The following is a 17,294-nucleotide window of genomic DNA, read 5'->3' as shown; positions in this document are numbered from 1 at the left end:
GCCGGAAGCACCCGAAACGGATCGGGGCCGGTCACCGAAATCGGTCCCCGGGACCACCCCTAGAGGTGTCGGGGACGGGTCGGGCGCTCAGCCGCGCAGCGGCTCCTGCGGCACCGCCGGGGGCGCCTCGTCGACCGGGACCTCGGCGCGGGCGTGGCGGGCGCCGATGAGGGTGATCGCCCAGCCGGCCGCGGCGAACCCGGTCGCCGCCACGGCGGCGATCAGCGCGAGCCGCCAGGCCGACTCGGTCAGCGCGGTCCCACCCAGGTGCCCGACCAGCGCCCCGTAGGTGGCCCAGCCCAGCGCGGCGACCGTCTCGTAGAGCAGGAAGAGTCGGTACGGGTAGCGGCTGCGGCCGGCCGAGAAGCAGGCCGCCATCCGGCCACCGGGCACGAAGCGGCACAGCAGGATCACCAGGGGGCCGGGTCGGCGTAGGCCCTGGGTGACCCGGCCGGCGACCCGGCGGGTCCGGCTCGGGGTGGCGTGCCGGGGCGCCCGGCGGTCCGGTGCGCACCGGCCGAGCAGGTAGCAGGCGAGATCACCGGCGAGGACGCCGAGGGCGCCGACGGCGATGGTCACCGGCAGGTCGAGCCCGCCGTACACGGTGAGCGCACCGCTGGTGATCATGATGGCCTGGGTGGGGATCACCGGGATGAAGGCGTCCGCCACGAGGAGGCCGAGCAGCAGCAGGTACGCCCACGTCGGCGATGCGACGTCAGTGAGTAGTTCGGGCACGCCTGCCACCTCGCCGGATCCGGCCGATTGGGTGTACCGAGCCTGACGGCGTGTCCGGCGTCACCGTCGACAGCCCCGGCCGGTGGTGACCACCGACACGACGGGCCCACCCTGGGTCAACGACGCTCAGCCGCCCGCGGTCACGCTCCCGAAGACCGGTCGGCGGATCGGCGTTCATCGGCGTACCGTTGTCGGCGCGCGGCCCCGCGACCGTCGGATCCCCCGTTTTCGACGATCGGGCCGCCGCGGGCCGTCGGCAGGTCCCGTGCCGGCGGCCCGCACTCTCACCCACGCCTAAATCGAGGTGCGACCGGCGGGCGCGTCCGCGTAGCGTCGCGGCATGCGCAGTGCGGAACTCACCACGACGCCGGGAAACCCCGGCGCGCCGCACTGACCTTCCGTCGACGAGGCCCCGGGGCGATCCGCCCCCGAGGGCCGCGCGGCGTTCGGAGACCAGATCGCTCCCGGGTCGTACCCGATCAAGGAGAGCGACATGATCGACCACCGCAGGCTCGGCCGGGAGCTGGACCTGTTCGTCTCCGACCCCCTCGCGGGCGCCGGGCTGCCGATCTGGCTGCCGGCCGGCGCGGCCGCCCGGCACGCCGTCGAGGAGTACCTCCGGGAGTTGGAGCGCCGAGCCGGCTACCAGCACGTCTACTCGCCGCCGCTGGGCAAACGGGAACTCTTCGAGCGCTCCGGCCACCTCGGCTACTTCGCCGACGACATGTTCCCGCCGATGCGGCTGAGCGCCGACGACGAGTTCCTGCTCCGGCCGGCGCTCTGCCCGCACCACGCCCTGGTGTTCCGCGCCCGGGGCCGCTCCTACCGTGAGCTGCCGCTGCGCATCGCCGAGCTGGGCGGGATGTATCGGCCGGAGCGGTCCGGGGTGCTCGGTGGGCTGTCCCGGGTGCGGGCCATCTCGCTCAACGACGCGCACACCTTCTGCGCCGTGGAGCAGGTCGGCGACGAGGTCGCCGAGGTTCTCCGGCTGATCCGCGCGGCGCACGCCGCGCTCGGCGTCCGCCCGGCGGGGTTCCGGCTGTCGCTGCGCGGGCCGGCGCAGCGGTACGTGGGCGACGACGCCCAGTGGGCTCGCGCCGAGGAGTTGCTGCGCGACGCGCTGGGCGGCTCGGCGTACGTCGAGGCGCCCGGCGACGCGGCCTTCTACGGCCCGAAGATCGACGTGCAGATCGTCGACGCCGCCGGTCGGGAGTCGACCCTCGCCACCGTCCAGCTCGACTTCGACAAGCCGGAGCGCTTCGACCTGTCGTACACCGACCGGGACGGCGCGCGGCGGCGGCCGGTGATGGTGCACCGCAGCCTGGTCGGCAGCATGGAGCGGCTGTTCGCGTACCTGATCGAGGTGCACCAGGGCGCGTTCCCCGCCTGGTACGCGCCGGTGCAGCTGGCCGTGCTGCCGGTGGACGAGGGGCAGGCCGACGCCGCGGCCGACCTCGCCGGGCGGGGCGAGGCGGCCGGGCTGCGGGTCGAGGTGCACGCCGCCGGGTCGCTGGGCGCCCGGGTCCGGGACGCGGCCCGGCGCCGGGTGCCGTACGTCGCGGTGATCGGCGCCCGGGAGGCGGCCGACGGGCGGGTGGCCCTGCGGCTGCGGGACGGCCGCGGGCTGGCGCCCATGGCCGTCGACGCCGCGCTGAGCCTGGTCACCGACGTGGTGGCCGCCCGCTCCGCCGACCTGCTGCCCGGTTCCGCGCCGGTGGTCGCCGGCGCCTGACCCGGTCACGACGACAGCGCCCCCTGCGCCGGCACCGGCGGCCGGGGAGCGCCGTCGTCGGGCTCGTCGGTGAGGGCCTGGCTGAACTGCGACCGGTACAGCCGGTGGTACGCGCCCCGCGCGGCGAGCAGCTGCTCGTGCGTGCCCTGCTCGACGATCCGGCCGTCCTCCATCATGAGGATCAGGTCGGCGTCCCGGATCGTGGAGAGCCGGTGCGCGATGACGAAGCTCGTCCGGTCGGACCGCAGGGCTGCCATGGCCCGCTGGAGCAGCACCTCCGTACGTGTGTCGACCGAGCTGGTCGCCTCGTCCAGGATCAGCAGCGACGGTTCGGCGAGGAACGCCCGGGCGATCGTGATGAGCTGCTTCTCGCCCGCGCTGACGTTGCTGCCCTCCTCGTCGATGACCGTGTCGTAGCCGTCGGGGAGGCTGCGGACGAACCGGTCCACGAAGGTCGCCCGCGCCGCGGCGAGGATCTCCTCCTCGGTCGCGTCGGGGCGCCCGTACGCGATGTTGTCGCGGATCGTGCCGCCGAACAGCCAGGTGTCCTGGAGCACCATGCCGATGCGTCCGCGCAGGTCGTCGCGGCGCATCGTGGTGATGTCCACCCCGTCGAGCGTGATCCGGCCGGCGTCCAGCTCGTAGAACCGCATGATCAGGTTGACCAGGGTGGTCTTGCCGGCGCCGGTCGGCCCGACGATCGCCACGGTGTGGCCCGGCTCGGCGACCAGCGACAGGTCGTCGATCAGCGGCTTGTCCGGCTCGTACCGGAACGACACGTGCTCGAACTCGACGCGACCGCGCGGGTCGGTCACCCGCGCCGGTGTCGCCGGGTCCGGGGTCTGCTCCTCGGCGTCGAGGACCGCGAAGACCCGCTCGGCCGAGGCCACCCCGGACTGGAGCAGGTTGGCCATCGAGGCGACCTGGGTCAGGGGCTGGGTGAACTGCCGGGAGTACTGGATGAACGCCTGCACGTCGCCGAGGCTCATCGACCCGGAGGCGACCCGCAGGCCGCCGACCACGGCGATCGCCACGTAGCTCAGGTTCCCGATGAACATCATCGACGGCATGATGATCCCGGAGATGAACTGGGCGCCGAAGCTGGCCCGGAACAGCTCCTCGTTCTTCGCGGTGAAGGCCGCCTCCACCTCGCGCTGCCGCCCGAAGACCTTCACCAGCTCGTGGCCGGTGAACGCCTCCTCGATCTGGCCGTTGAGCTGGCCGGTGTGCGTCCACTGCGCGATGAACTGCTTCTGCGACCGCTTGGCGATCCGCTGGGTGACCACCACCGACAGTGGCACCGCGACCAGCGCCACCAGCGCCAGCAGGGGCGAGATCCAGAACATCGCGCCGAGCACCCCGACGACGGTGAGCAGCGAGGTGAGCAGCTGACTCAGCGTCTGCTGGAGGCTCGTGGAGATGTTGTCGATGTCGTTGGTGACCCGGCTCAGCAGCTCACCCCGGGGCTGCTTGTCGAAGTACGGCAGCGGCAGTCGGTTCAGCTTCTCCTCCACGTCGGCGCGCAGCCGCAGCACGGTGCGCTGCACGACGCCGTTGAGCAGCCAGCCCTGCCACCACATCAGCACGCTCGCGGCCAGGTAGAGGGCGAGCGCCAGCAGCAGCACGCGGCCCAGCGCGCCGAAGTCGATGCCCGCCCCGGGCACCGGGTCCATCCGGGCGAGCATGTCCGCGAAGGCGTCGTTGCCGGCGGCCCGGGCCGCCGCGACGGCCTGGTCGGTCGTGGTCCCCGCCGGCAGTTGCCGGCCGATCACGCCGGTGAAGATCAGGTCGGTGGCGTGACCCAGGATCTTCGGGCCGGCGACGCTGAACCCGACGCTCACCACCGCCAGCGTGATGATCAGCGCCAGGTGGAGCCGGTGCGGGCTGAGCCGGCGCAGCAGCCGCCGGGCCGACGGCCCGAAGTTCATGGACCGTTCGGCGGGCATCCCGGCGCCCATCCACGGAGGACCGCCGCCGCCGCGCCGGCCGGCGGCGGGCAGCCGGCCCGGCGTCCGTGCGTCCCCGGCCGGCTTCTGCTCGGGTACGGGAGAAGTCCGCTCGCTCATGCCGGCACCTCCCTCCGGTCGGAGCCGCCATGAGGCTCCACCGCGCTGTGCTGTCTGATTCGCTCGCTGCGCTCGCTCATGCCGGCACCTCCGTCGTCTGCTGCGAGGCGACGATCTCCGCGTACGTCGGGCAGCTGTCCAGTAGTTCCTCGTGCCGTCCCATTCCGACGACCGCCCCGTCCTCCAGCACCACGATCTGGTCGGCGTCGACGATCGTGGAGACCCGCTGGGCGACGATCACCACGGCCGCGTCGGCGGTCACCGGCCGCAGCGCCGCCCGCAGGCGGGCGTCCGTGCCGAGGTCGAGAGCCGAGAAGGAGTCGTCGAAGAGGTAGATCTCCGGCTGGCGGACCAGGGCCCGCGCGATCGCCAGGCGCTGACGCTGGCCGCCGGACACGTTGGTGCCGCCCTGCGCGATCGGGGCATCGAGGCCGCCGGGCATCTGGGCGACGAAGTCGGCGGCCTGGGCGATCTCCAGCGCGGACCAGAGCTCGCTGTCGGTCGCGTCGGGGTTGCCGTAGCGCAGGTTGCTCGCGATCGTGCCGGTGAACAGGTACGGCCGCTGCGGCACCAGGCCGATGCGGCGCCACAGCTCGTCCGGCGCGAGGTCGCGTACGTCCACACCGTCGACGAGGACCGCGCCGGCGGTGACGTCGACCAGGCGCGGGATCAGCGACAGCAGGGTGGTCTTGCCGGCGCCGGTGCTGCCGATGACGGCCGTGGTCGTGCCCGGCGTGACACGGAACGAGACGTCCCGCAGCACGGGGGCGGAGGCACCCGGGTACTGGAAGCGCACCCCACGCAGCTCCAGCTCGGCCCGGGTCGGGACCTCGCTGACCGCGCCGGCGGCCGGCACCACCGAGGAGTCGGTGTCGAGCACCTCGACGATCCGCTCGGCGCAGACCGCCGCCCGGGGGACCATCATCAGCATGAAGGTGGCCATCATGACGGCCATCAGGATCTGCATCAGGTACTGGAGGAACGCGGTCAGCGCCCCGACCTGGATGGCCCCGGAGTCGACGCGCTGCGCGCCGAACCAGAGCACCGCGACGCTGGAGACGTTGAGCACCAGCATCACCAGCGGGAAGATCAGCGCGAGCAGTCGCCCGGTTCGCAGCGCGGTGGCGGTCAGGTCCGCGTTGGCGACGCCGAAGCGGTCCGTCTCGTACGGCTCCCGCACGAAGGCGCGCACCACCCGGATGCCGGTGATCTGCTCGCGCAGCACCCGGTTGACGGTGTCGATGCGGGTCTGCATGAGCCGGAAGCCGGGCACCATCCGACGGATGACGAGGCTCAGGGCCACCGCCAGCACCGGTACGCAGACCAGCATCAGCCAGGAGAGCCCGAGATCCTCACGGAGCGCCATCACGACTCCGCCGACGCTCATGATCGGGGCGGCCACCAGCATGGTGCAGCTCATCAGCACGAGCATCTGCACCTGCTGCACGTCGTTCGTGCTGCGGGTGATCAGCGACGGGGCGCCGAAGCGCGCCACCTCCCGCGCGGAGAAGCTGTTCACGTGCGCGAAGATCCGCGCCCGGGCGTCCCGACCGAAGCCCATCGCCGTCCGCGCGCCGAGGTAGACCGCCGCGATCGAGCAGACGATCTGCACCAGGCTGACCACCAGCATCCAGCCGCCGGTCCGCACGATGTAGTCGGTGTCGCCGCGGGCCACGCCCTGGTCGATGATGTCGGCGTTGAGGCTGGGCAGGTAGAGCGACGCCATCGTGCCCACGAACTGGAGCAGCACGATCGCGGCCAGCGGCCGCGAGTACGGGTGCAGGTGGTGTCGGAGCAGCCGGATCAGCACGGCGGCTCTCCTGGCTCGCGGTGGGATTCGGTCATGCGCGGGTCCTCTCCACTACCGATGACCTCCAGCAGGAACTCCCGGATCACGGCCGCCTTCGCGGGGTCGGCGTCGACCGAGGTGAGCGGCCGGCCGGAGCGGATCATGGCGCCGAGCGCCGCGATCCGTTCCCGGCCGGCCGGGGTGATGGCGAGCCGGACACTGCGTCGGTCGTTCTCGTCGCGTTGCCGCTCGACCAGCCCGTCCCGTTCGAGGGTGTCGACGATGCCGGTGAGGGTCGCCGGTCGGACGTAGCAGCGTTGCGCCACCTCGCGGTGCGGCAGGGCACCGTGGTGGGCGAGGGTCATGAGGGTGACCATGCCGGCCTGGGTGAGGCCGAACCTCTCGGCCAGGACGCGGTTCCAGCGTTGACTGACGAGGTGGCCGGCGGTGACCAGCAGTCGGCCGAGGGGCACGTCGTCGAGGGTGAACAGGCTCACGGGAGATTAGGTTAGCCCCCTGATAGTCAGGGGCCAAACGAAATGACGGCAGCGGCGGCGACGAACACCAACTGCAGTGCCGTACGCCGCGCCAGCGGGGTCACCGGTCGGCCGGCCAGGGTGAGACGCCGTCGGGCGGCCGAGACGTTCGCCGGGAACATGGCGAGCATCAACAGGCCCAGCCCGGCCGCCGCCCACCGGGCGGTCGCCGGGACGAGCAGTGCCACCGCGCCGGCGATCTCCAGCGCGCCGGTGACGGTGACCAGTAGGTCGGGTCGCGGCAGGGCCGGCGGCACCATGGCGACCAACCCGCTGCGCCGGGGTTCGACGAAGTGCGCGACGCCGGTCACGACGAACATCAGGGCCAGGCCGACGCGCAGTGCCGGCGGCCAGGCGTCGAGCGGGTCGGCGCCGGCCAGCCCGGCGAGTCGGGCGAGTGCGGTGCCGACGACCAACGCGATCAGCGGAGCCATGGGTGTCCTCCTCGGCTTCGAACTTGTCAGCGACAAGATTGCCCGTCGACTCGCATCTTGTCAACGACAAGATATGCTCGCGGCATGACCGGAACGCGTGGCTACCATCACGGCGACCTGCCCCGTGCCCTGCTCGACGCCGCGGTGGAGGTGATCGCCGAGTCGGGGCCGGCCGCCCTCAGCCTGCGCGACCTGGCCCGCCGGGCCGGCGTCTCGCACGCGGCACCCGCACACCACTTCGGAGACAAGGCCGGTCTGCTCACGGCCCTCGCGGTGCAGGGCTTCGACCTGCTGGCAGACGCCCTACGCGGAGCGGAGGACCTGCTCAGCGCCGGCGTGGCGTACGTCGACTTCGCCGTCGGACACCGCGCCCACTTCGACGTGATGTTCCGGCCCGACCTCTACCGGTCGGACGGCCCCGAGGTGCGGGCGGCCCGGGAGCGGGCCGGCGCGGCGCTGCGCGCCGGGGTGGCCGGTCTCGCCAACCGCGACGGCGGGCCCGCCGACCCCGGGCGGGACGCCCTCGCCGCCTGGTCGATCGTGCACGGCTTCGCGACGCTGTGGATCGCCGGCGCGCTGCCGCCGCGGGTGGGAGACGACCCCCGGGAGGCGGCCCGGATCGTCATCCGCCGCCTCTTCGAGTAGCCCGCGCCCGATCACCGGGCGGACGTGCGGCCCTGGTCACCAGCTCGTCGGCAGCGGCATCCCCTCGGTGTAGCCGGCCGCGCTCTGCACCCCGACCACCGCCCGCTCGTGGAACTCCGGAAGGTTGCGGGCGCCCGCGTACGTGAAGGCGCTGCGTACGCCCGCGATGATCTCGTCGATCAGGTCCTCCACGCCGGGGCGGTGCGGGTCGAGATACATCCGGGCGGTGGAGATGCCCTCCTCGAAGACCGCCTTGCGGGCCCGGTCGTAGGGGCTGTCGTCGGCGGTGCGGGCGCTGACCGCCCGGGCCGAGGCCATTCCGAAGCTCTCCTTGTAGCGCCGGCCGTCGGGATCGGTGTAGAGGTCGCCCGGCGACTCGTAGGTGCCGGCGAACCAGGACCCGATCATCACGTTCGAGGCGCCGGCGGCGAGCGCCAGCGCCACGTCCCGCGGGTGCCGCACACCGCCGTCGGCCCACACGTGCCGGCCGAGCGCCCGGGCCGCCGCCGCGCAGTCGAGGACGGCGGAGAACTGCGGCCGCCCGACACCGGTCATCATCCGGGTGGTGCACATGGCGCCCGGGCCGACGCCCACCTTCACGATGTCGGCGCCCGCCTCGACCAGGTCGCGTACGCCCTCGGCGGTGACCACGTTGCCGGCCGCCACCGGGACCGGCGGGTCCAGCTTCCGCACCGCCCGCAGCGCCGAGATCATCCGTTCCTGGTGGCCGTGCGCGGTGTCCACCACCAGCGTGTCCACACCCGCCTCCAGCAGGGCCGAGGCCTTGCCGCTGACGTCGCCGTTGATGCCGATCGCCGCGGCGATCCGCAGCCGACCCCGGTCGTCGACGGCCGGGCGGTAGAGGGTGGCGCGCAGCGCGCCCTGCCGGGTGAGCACGCCGACGAGTCGTCCGTCCTGGTCGACAACCGGGGCGAGCCGCCGCCGGCCGGCCGAGAGCCGGTCGAAGCCGGTACGCGGGTCCGCGTCCGCCGGCACGGTGTGCAACTCGGTGGACATGACGTGGCGCAACTGGGCGAAGCGGTCCACGCCCAGGGTGTCCGCCTCGGTGACCACGCCCATCGGTCGGCCGGAGGCGTCGATCACGATCACCGCGCCGTGCGACCGCTTCGGCAGCAGGTGGATCGCGTCGCCGACGGTGTCGGTGGGGCCGAGCGTGATGGGCGTGTCGTAGACCAGGTGACGCTGTTTGACCCAGGCCACGACGTTTGCCACGACCTCGATCGGGATGTCCTGCGGGATCACCGCGATGGCACCGCGCCGGGCCACCGTCTCGGCCATCCGGCGGCCGGCGACCGCGGTCATGTTCGACACCACCAGCGGGACCGTGGTGCCGGTCCCGTCGCCGGTGGACAGGTCGACGTCGAGGCGGGAGCCCAGGTCGGAGCGGGCCGGCGCCATGAAGACGTCGGTGTAGGTCAGGTCGTGCGCGGGGACCGCGCCGTGAAGGAACCGCACCCGGCCATCATTCCTGCCCGCCGACCGATACGCCGCCGCTGGTGACGTAAACGTGGCGGATCAACCAATCAGCAGCGCCGACTGGCCGGCCCGCCGGGTCAGGCGATGGTGCAGATCGCCGCGCCGGCGGTGATCACGGCGCCGACCTCGGCGGTCAGCCCGCTGACCGTGCCCGCCTTGTGCGCGTGCAGCGGCTGCTCCATCTTCATCGCCTCCAGCACCACGACGAGGTCGCCCTCGGCGACGGTGTCCCCGTCCGCCACGGCGATCTTGACGATGGTGCCCTGCATCGGCGAGGTGAGCGCGTCACCGCTGACCTGGGCGCCGGCCTTCGCGCCGCCGCCCCGACGGGCGGGCTTGCGGGCGGCCGGCGCGGCGGTGGTCGTACCCGCGCCGAGGCCGGCGGGGAGGGTGACCTCCAGCCGCTTGCCACCCACCTCGACCACGACGGTCTCGCGTTCGGCCGGCTCCCCGGCGGGGCCGGCGGCGGCGGTGAACGGCGGCACGGTGTTGTCGAATTCGGTCTCGATCCACCGGGTGTGCACGGCGAACGGCTCGGCGGTGAACGCCGGGTCGCGGACCACCAGGCGGTGGAACGGGAGCGCGGTGGCCATGCCGTCGACCACCATCTCGTCCAGCGCCCGGCGGGCCCGCTCCAGGGCCTCCGTGCGGGTCTCCCCGGTGATGATGACCTTGGCGAGCAGCGAGTCGAAGTTCCCGCCGATCACGTCGCCGGCCGAGATGCCGGTGTCGACCCGCACGCCGGGGCCGCTGGGCAACCGCAGCGCGGTGACGGTGCCCGGCGCGGGAAGGAAGCTGCGGCCCGGGTCCTCGCCGTTGATGCGGAACTCGATGGAGTGCCCGCGCGGCGTCGGGTCCTCGGTGATCCGGAGCTTCTCGCCGTCGGCGATCCGGAACTGTTCCCGGACCAGGTCGATGCCGGAGGTCTCCTCGGTCACCGGGTGTTCGACCTGGAGTCGCGTGTTGACCTCCAGGAAGGAGATTGTGCCGTCCACGCCGACCAGGTACTCCACCGTGCCGGCGCCGTGGTAGCCGGCCTCGCGGCAGATCGCCTTGGCGCTGTCGTGGATCTGCGCCCGCTGGGCGGCGGTGAGGAACGGGGCGGGCGCCTCCTCCACCAGCTTCTGGTGCCGCCGCTGGAGCGAGCAGTCGCGGGTGCCCACGACGATGACGTTGCCGTGCTGGTCCGCGAGGACCTGCGCCTCGACGTGCCGCGGCTTGTCCAGGTAGCGCTCGACGAAGCACTCGCCCCGGCCGAACGCCGCTACCGCCTCGCGAGTCGCGGACTCGAAGAGCTGCGGGATCTCCTCCATGGTGCGGGCGACCTTGAGGCCACGCCCGCCGCCGCCGAAGGCCGCCTTGATGGCGACCGGCAGGCCGTGGTCGATCGCGAAGGCCATCACCTCGTCGGCGCTGCCGACCGGGTCGGGGGTGCCGGGGACCAGCGGGGCGCCGGCGCGCTGCGCGATGTGCCGGGCGGTGACCTTGTCGCCGAGGTCGCGGATCGCCTGCGGGGTGGGGCCGATCCAGGTCAAGCCGGCGTCGAGGACGGCCTGGGCGAAGTCGGCGTTCTCGGAGAGGAACCCGTAGCCGGGGTGCACGGCGTCGGCACCGGACCGGGCAGCGACGTCGATGAGCTTGTCGATGCGCAGGTAGCTGTCCGCGGCGGTGTCGCCACCCAGCGCGTACGCCTCGTCGGCGAGGGTGGCGTGCAGGGCCTCGCGGTCCGAGTCGGCGTAGACGGCGACGCTGCCCAGACCGGCGTCGCGACAGGCGCGAATGACGCGGACGGCGATCTCGCCGCGGTTGGCGATGAGTACCTTGCGCACCGTGGGGGCTCCTCCCGGGAGGTCGTTGACCGGGAGTGTATCGGCCGCCCTGCCGGCCCTAACGATCGCTCAGTGTGGGATGCGGCACTGCGCCGCCCCGACTTAGTCAAACTTGGCTATTACGCTTGTCGGGTGTCTGCGACTCGAATGATGATCCTTGGTCTGGTGCGGTGGATGCAGCCCGTGCACGGCTACGACGTACGCCGTGAGCTGCTGAGCTGGAGCGCCGACAAGTGGGCCAACGTGCAGCCCGGATCGATCTACCACGCGCTGCGCAAACTCACCGAGGAGGGCTTGCTCAACGCCGTCGCGACGGAGCAGGTCGGCGCTCGTCCGGCACGGACCACCTACGAGGTGACGGCCAAGGGGGAGGACGAGTTCGAGACCTTGCTGCGCAACCTCTGGTGGAACCTCAGCGAGCCGACCGACCCGTTCACCGCGGCGTTCTCCTTCCTGCCGGCGATGCCCCGGTCGGAGGCGGCTGCCGCCCTGCGGAACCGGGCCAACCTGCTCCGCGCCAACGTCGCCTCGATGCGTGCCTCGCTCGAATCGGACTGGGTCCGTAACGCCAAGCCGGTGCACGTCAGTTGGATGGTGGAGCTGTGGTCCGCCCGCGCGGAGGCGGAGGTCGGGTGGTGCGAACGAATCGCGGAACGTGTCGAGTCCGGTGTGTCGTACCTGCCTGCTGAACTGGAGAACGCGGATGGTTGGCCGGGGTGGCGGGACGGCGAGGAGCGGCCTGCGCCTAGTGCGTAATAATCAACGTTGACTAAAAAAGTTATATCGCGTTACCCTGCTGTGGCACAGCGGGGGAGTGCGCCGTCCGGCGTGGTCCCACTCGGCGGCCGGCACCGCCGGCCCGAACGACCAGGAGCAGAGATGATCGAGACCAGGGGGCTGCGGAAGTCGTTCCGCTCCCGCGCGGGTCGAGAGACGAAGACGGTGGACGCCGTGCGGGGCGTCAACCTTCAGGTCGCCGAGGGCGAGATCTTCGGCTTCCTCGGCCCCAACGGCGCCGGCAAGACCACCACGCTGCGGATGCTCGCCACCCTCATCGAGCCGGACGGCGGCGACGCCACCATCGCCGGCGCCGACCTGCGGAAGGCCCCCGGCGAGGTGCGCCGCCGCATCGGCTACGTCGCCCAGGGCGGCAGCACCTGGGACGAGTCCAGTGCCCGCGAGGAGCTGGTGCTCCAGGCCCGGCTCTACGGCATCGGCAAAGCCGAGGCGCACCGGCGCGCCACCCGGGCGCTCGACGCCTTCCAGCTCACCGAGTACGCCGACCGCAAGTGCAAGACCTACTCCGGCGGGCAGCGTCGGCGCGTCGAGATCGCCCTCGGCATCATCCACGAGCCGAAGATCGTCTTCCTGGACGAGCCCACCACGGGCCTCGACCCGCAGAGTCGGGCACACATGTGGGACGAGATCCGCCGGCTGCGCGCCGACGGCATGACCGTCTTCATCACCACGCACTACCTCGACGAGGCCGACGCGCTCTGCGACCGGATCGCGATCATGGACCACGGCGAGGTGGTCGCCGAGGGCACTCCCATCGAGCTGAAGCGGGAGATCTCCGGCGACGTGGTGCTGGTCGGCCTCGACCTGGCCACCACCCCGCAGGCGGCGAAGGCGCTCGACGGCGAGCCGTACGTCAACGAGCTGGAGACCTCCGAGGAGGGTGGCCTGCGGCTCTACGTCGACGAGGGCGCCACCACGATCCCGCAGATCCTCCGCCGGCTCGACCAGGCCGGCATCGCGCTGCACTCGATCGAGCTGCACCGCCCCAGCCTCGACGACGTGTTCCTCACCAAGACCGGCCGCTCGCTGCGCGAGTCCTGACCCCCGGGAGACGATCCACCATGAAGCTCGCCCGCGACACCTGGCTCATCTTCCAGCGCCAGATCCAACTCCTGCTCCGCAACCCGGTCTGGGTCTTCGTCGGCGTCTTCCAGCCGGTCATGTACCTGCTGCTCTTCGCCCCGCTGCTCAAGCCCGCGCTCAACGCCCCCACCCAGGCCGAGGCCTACAAGATCTTCGTACCGGGTCTGCTGGTGCTGCTGGCCATCTTCGGCGGCCTGTTCCAGGGCTTCGGCCTGATCGCCGAGCTGCGCGCCGGCGTCATCGAACGCTCCCGGGTCACCCCGGTCAGCCGCCTCGCCCTGCTGCTCGGCCGTTCGTTGCGCGACGTGGTGTCCCTGCTGGTGCAGGCGGTGATCATCACGCTGCTGGCGCTCCTGTTCGACCTGCGGGTCGTCCTCGGCGACCTGCTGCTGGCTTACCTGATGCTCGCCCTGATCGCGCTGATGACCTCCGCCGTCTCGTACGGGGTCGCACTCAAGGTCAAGAGCGAGGACGCTCTGGCCCCGCTCATGAACACCGTCGCCCAGCCGGTGCTCCTGCTCTCCGGCATCCTGCTGCCGCTCAGCTTCGCGCCCGGTTGGCTGCAGGGCATCGCCGACTGGAACCCGTTCTCCTGGGCGGTGGACGGCACCCGCGCCCTCTTCGCCGGCGACCTCGGCGACGACAAGGTCTGGCAGGGGCTGACCATCACCGCGGCGCTCGCCGTCCTCGGCGTCGTCTGGGCGGCCCGCCAGTTCGCCCGCAGCGTCCGCTGACGCGCTCGCCCGCGCTGCCTACCGCTTGATCCACTCGACTTCAGGAAAACCGGAGTGTCGCCAGGTTCGGACACCCCGACTTCCAGGAAGGCGAGTGGATCAAGCGGTGCGGGTCAGCGGACCCGGGCCAGCGTGAGCCCGTCCGCGATCGGCAGCATCACCGCTTCCACCCGGACATCCGCCAGGACCTCGTCGTTGAACGCGGCGATCGCCCGGTCGTTCGCGTCCTGCGGCGCGATCACCCGGCCGCCGCGCAGCACGTTGTCGACCGCGATCACCCCGCCGGGCCGCATCCGTGGCACCAGCTCCGCCCAGTAGATCGGATAACCCGTCTTGTCGGCGTCGATGAAGGCGAAGTCGAGGTGCCGCTCGTGCGGCAGCTCCCGCAACGTGTCCCCGGCCGGGCCGATGCGCAGCTCGATCCGGTCGGCCACCTCCGCCCGCTGCCAGTAGCGCCGAGCGATACCCGTGTACTCCTCGGAGATGTCGAAGCAGGTCAACCGGCCGCCGTCGGGCAGACCCCGGGCGATGGCCAGCGAGGACAGCCCGGTGAACGTGCCCACCTCCACGGCCTGCCGCACCCCCAGGAGCCGGACGAGGAAGGTCAGGAACGCGGCCTGTTCCGGCGCGACCTGCATGCTCGCCTCGTCCGGCAGCACGCTGCGAGTCTCCTCGGCGAGGTCACGGATGATCTCGTCCGGTGGGGAGCCGTGCCCGACCAGGTACGCGTGCAACTCGTCCGTCAGCGGAATCGACTTGGTGGTCATGGCTGGACGCTAGCCGAGCGGCTCGGTCGCCTGCCCGCCCGGCGCGACCTTCGTCCACAGATCGGTGATCGTGAGGTCGAGCTCGGCGAGGAGCCGGCGCAGCAACGGCAGGGAGAGCCCGATCACCGTGCTCGGATCGCCCTCGATCCGCTCCACGAACGGACCACCCAACCCGTCGATCGTGAAGGCGCCCGCCACCGCCAGCGGCTCACCCGTGGCGACGTACGTGTCGATCTCCCGGTCGCTGACGTCGGCAAAGTGCACGGTCGTCGAGGCGACGGCCTCCGCGCGCCGGCCCGCCGTGGCGTCGACGAGGCAGTGCCCGCTGTGCAGTACGCCGCTGCGCCCCCGCATCCGCTGCCAACGCCGCGTGGCGTCCACCGAGTCGGCCGGCTTACCGAAGATCTCGCCGTCGAACTCCAGCACCGAATCGCAGCCGATCACGAGGGTGCGCTCGTCAGCGGCCGGGCGGAGTCGGGTGAGGACCGCCTGAGCCTTCAGCCGCGCCAACTCCAGGCAGAGCTCCTCGGCGCTGTCGGTCCTCACGAGGGATTCATCGACCCCGCTGACCAGCACATCCGGATCGATGCCGGCGGCTTGGAGAATCTTGCGGCGGGCAGGGCTCGCCGAGGCGAGCACGAGACGGAGTGGCAGCTGATCAGGCACGCCGCCGACGTTACCGGCTGACCGTCGGCGACGGGTCGCGCCACCACGCTTCTGACTGGTCGCCGCGTCGCGCCGCCGCGTCTCTCCGTGTTCGTCGCCGCGCCGTCCTTCAGTCGTCCTGTCGGACCGCAGCTCGGCCCCTCTTTGACCACTCGCCGGACGGATGTCGCGCTGGCCCGCGCACTCACCGCACCTCCGGCGCGCTCGGACTGCATGGCGCGTGGCTCCCCGCGGTGGGCGCACTTTCTGCCGTCCTGGCAACAACAACTGCACCCACTGCCGCCTGGTCGGCGCTACCTGACGGGTCAGCGACTGATACGTGGCGGCGGATCGTCACCACGTCGACGCCGCCGAACGATGACCGCCCATGTCACGCCCACAGCCACGATGACGCCGAGCGTCACCAGCCCCCGCACTGTCGCCCCGTCGTCAGTACCACCCGGGGCCGCCGTCGCGGTCGGGCCACCCGCGACCGGAGCGGTGGCCGACGGTGTTTCGGACCCCAGAGGCGGTACGTCAGCGGTCAACGCCGCCACGATGTCGATCACCCCGTAGCCGTACTCGTCATCACGCCCCGGCGGTCCCTTGTCGACGGCCGTGGCAGTCAGCCGATGCGCGACCTCCCGGGCTGACATATCCGGGTACTTGGACCTGATGAGCGCGGCCGCCCCGGCAACAATCGCAGTGGCGTCAGATGTGCCAGTGCCCTTGCGGTATTTCCCATCAATGCTGGTGCTATAGATGTCAACCGCCGGCGCTACCACGTCGACCTCGGGGCCAGCGACCGAGACAGATGCCAATTTCCCCTCTCGGTCCACGCCGCCAACTGCTATGACGCTGCTTTCAGAAGCAGGGTAGGCGACCGCAATGTCTTCGGGCCTGTTTCCGGCTGCGGCAACTATGACTATTTCGGAGGCTATCGCGGTGTTGACTGCTCGAACGAGTCGCGGACTCGACCCTCCGCCACTGGATATGCTGATGATGTCGACGCTTTTCCTCGTGGCAAACTCGATGCCCTCGGCAAGCGCCTCTGGATCGCCGTCGGCGTTAGGCGGAGAATCGTAAATCGGAAGGATCTTCGCCGCTGGAGCGATGCCGAGCGCGCCAGTTCCATCGGATTGCCCGTGAGCCGCGATAAGCCCTGCCATGCCGGTCCCGTGGCTGTCGCGGTCCTTCCGTCCCGTGCCGTCACCGCCCGGAATGATGTCGATGCCGGGGAGGATATTCTTGCGAAGATCGGGGTGTGGATCGACGCCGGTATCGGGTACCGCGATAGTAATACTCTGCCCTCTGCTGACCAGATGCGCCCGTTCCATGTCGAGAAACCTCAGATGCCACTGGTCGCCCCGGACTTGCGCCGCACCGCCTGGGCTTGCTTTGAAGAGCGAGCTGAGGTCGCTGCCGTAGGATAACCCGAATGCTCCGGACACCGAGATCAGTGCGGCAAGAACTCCAGGGCCAGCGCTCATTTCACCGACCAAGTCCGATGGCGGGTCCTGGATCGATCGGACCATTTTCATCAGGGGGACGAACTATAGGCGCGACGCCTTCATCTATCCTCCAGGGGTTATCTGGATCCCAGTGCTGAGGCTTACCGGGCTCGGGTACCCCTGGGCGGATTGTCCTCGCCGGACTCGCGTGAGAGCTAGTACCCCCCATGCCCGGTGCGCCGCCAATCGGAAACGTTGCTTGGCCGCCAGGGTAGTTGCGGCCACTCCCGGGCCGGGAACCAGCTCCGCCGGTTGGCGCTGTGCCCGCTCCCCCGCCTCCGATCACGCCGCCGATTGGATTAATGCGACGAGACGAGGCGCTTTCCCCCTGTGGGCCATGGCTCATATTCGGCGCGCTACCAATCAAGCCGTTGGTTGGGCCGAGTCGAGGTGGGACTGAGCGCGTCCCGCTACTTCCGCTTGCTGGGCGGCCGTTTCCGCGGTCAGGCGAGAGCTGCCTTCCGGAAGCGATAGGCGAGTGAGGAGCCGGTGG

15 protein-coding genes are annotated in these 17,294 nt (G+C 71.4%); 5 read left to right on the top strand and 10 right to left on the bottom strand.

What is annotated here, in order from left to right; translation table 11 throughout:
* Window positions 1-87: 87 nt before the first annotated feature.
* A complete protein-coding gene (locus GA0070620_RS17815) occupies window positions 88-735 on the bottom strand; it encodes a DedA family protein (RefSeq protein ID WP_091592374.1) in 648 nt (215 codons plus the stop codon).
* Window positions 736-1,228: 493 nt separating this feature from the next.
* Between GA0070620_RS17815 and thrS the strand changes: the two genes are divergently transcribed.
* Window positions 1,229-2,467: a threonine--tRNA ligase gene (thrS, locus tag GA0070620_RS17810; RefSeq protein ID WP_091592372.1), complete on the top strand. Its 1,239-nt coding sequence runs from the start codon at window positions 1,229-1,231 to the stop codon at window positions 2,465-2,467.
* Window positions 2,468-2,472: 5 nt separating this feature from the next.
* Here the strand turns inward: thrS and GA0070620_RS17805 are convergent, their stop codons facing one another.
* The 4 genes from GA0070620_RS17805 to GA0070620_RS17790 form a co-directional block, all read right to left on the bottom strand.
* Window positions 2,473-4,533, bottom strand: a complete 2,061-nt coding sequence (locus GA0070620_RS17805) for an ABC transporter ATP-binding protein (RefSeq protein ID WP_197677465.1) — start codon at window positions 4,531-4,533, stop codon at window positions 2,473-2,475.
* 76 nt (window positions 4,534-4,609) lie between these two features.
* Complete coding sequence (locus tag GA0070620_RS17800; protein ID WP_091592370.1) at window positions 4,610-6,343, bottom strand: ABC transporter ATP-binding protein; 1,734 nt, start codon at window positions 6,341-6,343, stop codon at window positions 4,610-4,612.
* Window positions 6,337-6,819: a MarR family winged helix-turn-helix transcriptional regulator gene (locus tag GA0070620_RS17795; protein ID WP_091592368.1), complete on the bottom strand. Its 483-nt coding sequence runs from the start codon at window positions 6,817-6,819 to the stop codon at window positions 6,337-6,339. The genes GA0070620_RS17800 and GA0070620_RS17795 overlap by 7 nt, the downstream gene beginning before the upstream one ends.
* Before the next feature lie 26 nt (window positions 6,820-6,845).
* Window positions 6,846-7,292: a DoxX family protein gene (locus GA0070620_RS17790; protein ID WP_091592366.1), complete on the bottom strand. Its 447-nt coding sequence runs from the start codon at window positions 7,290-7,292 to the stop codon at window positions 6,846-6,848.
* Window positions 7,293-7,376: 84 nt separating this feature from the next.
* On the opposite strand from GA0070620_RS17790, the gene GA0070620_RS17785 reads away from it, so the two are divergent.
* On the top strand, window positions 7,377-7,937 hold the full coding sequence (locus GA0070620_RS17785; protein ID WP_091592364.1) for a TetR/AcrR family transcriptional regulator: 561 nt from the start codon (window positions 7,377-7,379) through the stop codon (window positions 7,935-7,937).
* 36 nt (window positions 7,938-7,973) lie between these two features.
* Here GA0070620_RS17785 and GA0070620_RS17780 read toward each other — a convergent pair whose 3' ends face one another.
* Together GA0070620_RS17780 and GA0070620_RS17775 are read right to left on the bottom strand one after the other, a co-directional pair.
* Window positions 7,974-9,413: a GuaB1 family IMP dehydrogenase-related protein gene (locus GA0070620_RS17780; RefSeq protein ID WP_091592361.1), complete on the bottom strand. Its 1,440-nt coding sequence runs from the start codon at window positions 9,411-9,413 to the stop codon at window positions 7,974-7,976.
* A 98-nt stretch (window positions 9,414-9,511) separates the two neighbouring features.
* Window positions 9,512-11,263 carry an acetyl/propionyl/methylcrotonyl-CoA carboxylase subunit alpha gene (locus GA0070620_RS17775; protein ID WP_091592360.1) on the bottom strand — a complete coding sequence of 584 codons (1,752 nt, stop codon included), beginning with the start codon at window positions 11,261-11,263 and terminating at the stop codon, window positions 9,512-9,514.
* Window positions 11,264-11,410: 147 nt separating this feature from the next.
* Here GA0070620_RS17775 and GA0070620_RS17770 point away from each other — a divergent pair, with 147 nt between their 5' ends.
* The 3 genes from GA0070620_RS17770 to GA0070620_RS17760 all read left to right on the top strand — a co-directional run bounded on the left by GA0070620_RS17770 (window position 11,411) and on the right by GA0070620_RS17760 (window position 13,878).
* Entirely contained in the window at window positions 11,411-12,019 is a 609-nt protein-coding gene (locus GA0070620_RS17770) for a PadR family transcriptional regulator (protein ID WP_091592358.1), read from the top strand.
* A 123-nt stretch (window positions 12,020-12,142) separates the two neighbouring features.
* Window positions 12,143-13,102 (top strand): ATP-binding cassette domain-containing protein, encoded by a 960-nt coding sequence (locus GA0070620_RS17765; RefSeq protein ID WP_091592355.1) that lies wholly within the window; start codon window positions 12,143-12,145, stop codon window positions 13,100-13,102.
* A 20-nt stretch (window positions 13,103-13,122) separates the two neighbouring features.
* Window positions 13,123-13,878, top strand: a complete 756-nt coding sequence (locus tag GA0070620_RS17760; RefSeq protein WP_091592354.1) for an ABC transporter permease — start codon at window positions 13,123-13,125, stop codon at window positions 13,876-13,878.
* 113 nt (window positions 13,879-13,991) lie between these two features.
* Here the strand turns inward: GA0070620_RS17760 and GA0070620_RS17755 are convergent, their stop codons facing one another.
* From GA0070620_RS17755 to GA0070620_RS17745, 3 genes are all read right to left on the bottom strand, one after another.
* Window positions 13,992-14,645 carry an O-methyltransferase gene (locus GA0070620_RS17755; RefSeq protein ID WP_091592352.1) on the bottom strand — a complete coding sequence of 218 codons (654 nt, stop codon included), beginning with the start codon at window positions 14,643-14,645 and terminating at the stop codon, window positions 13,992-13,994.
* A 9-nt stretch (window positions 14,646-14,654) separates the two neighbouring features.
* Complete coding sequence (locus tag GA0070620_RS17750; protein WP_091592350.1) at window positions 14,655-15,311, bottom strand: Maf family protein; 657 nt, start codon at window positions 15,309-15,311, stop codon at window positions 14,655-14,657.
* 305 nt (window positions 15,312-15,616) lie between these two features.
* Window positions 15,617-16,627 carry a S8 family serine peptidase gene (locus GA0070620_RS17745; protein WP_231921830.1) on the bottom strand — a complete coding sequence of 337 codons (1,011 nt, stop codon included), beginning with the start codon at window positions 16,625-16,627 and terminating at the stop codon, window positions 15,617-15,619.
* Between the last annotated feature and the right edge of the window lie 667 nt (window positions 16,628-17,294).

The organism is Micromonospora krabiensis, from assembly GCF_900091425.1.
GTDB classification, from domain to species: Bacteria; Actinomycetota; Actinomycetes; order Mycobacteriales; family Micromonosporaceae; genus Micromonospora; species Micromonospora krabiensis.
This window is presented reverse-complemented; position numbering and strand designations above follow the sequence as displayed.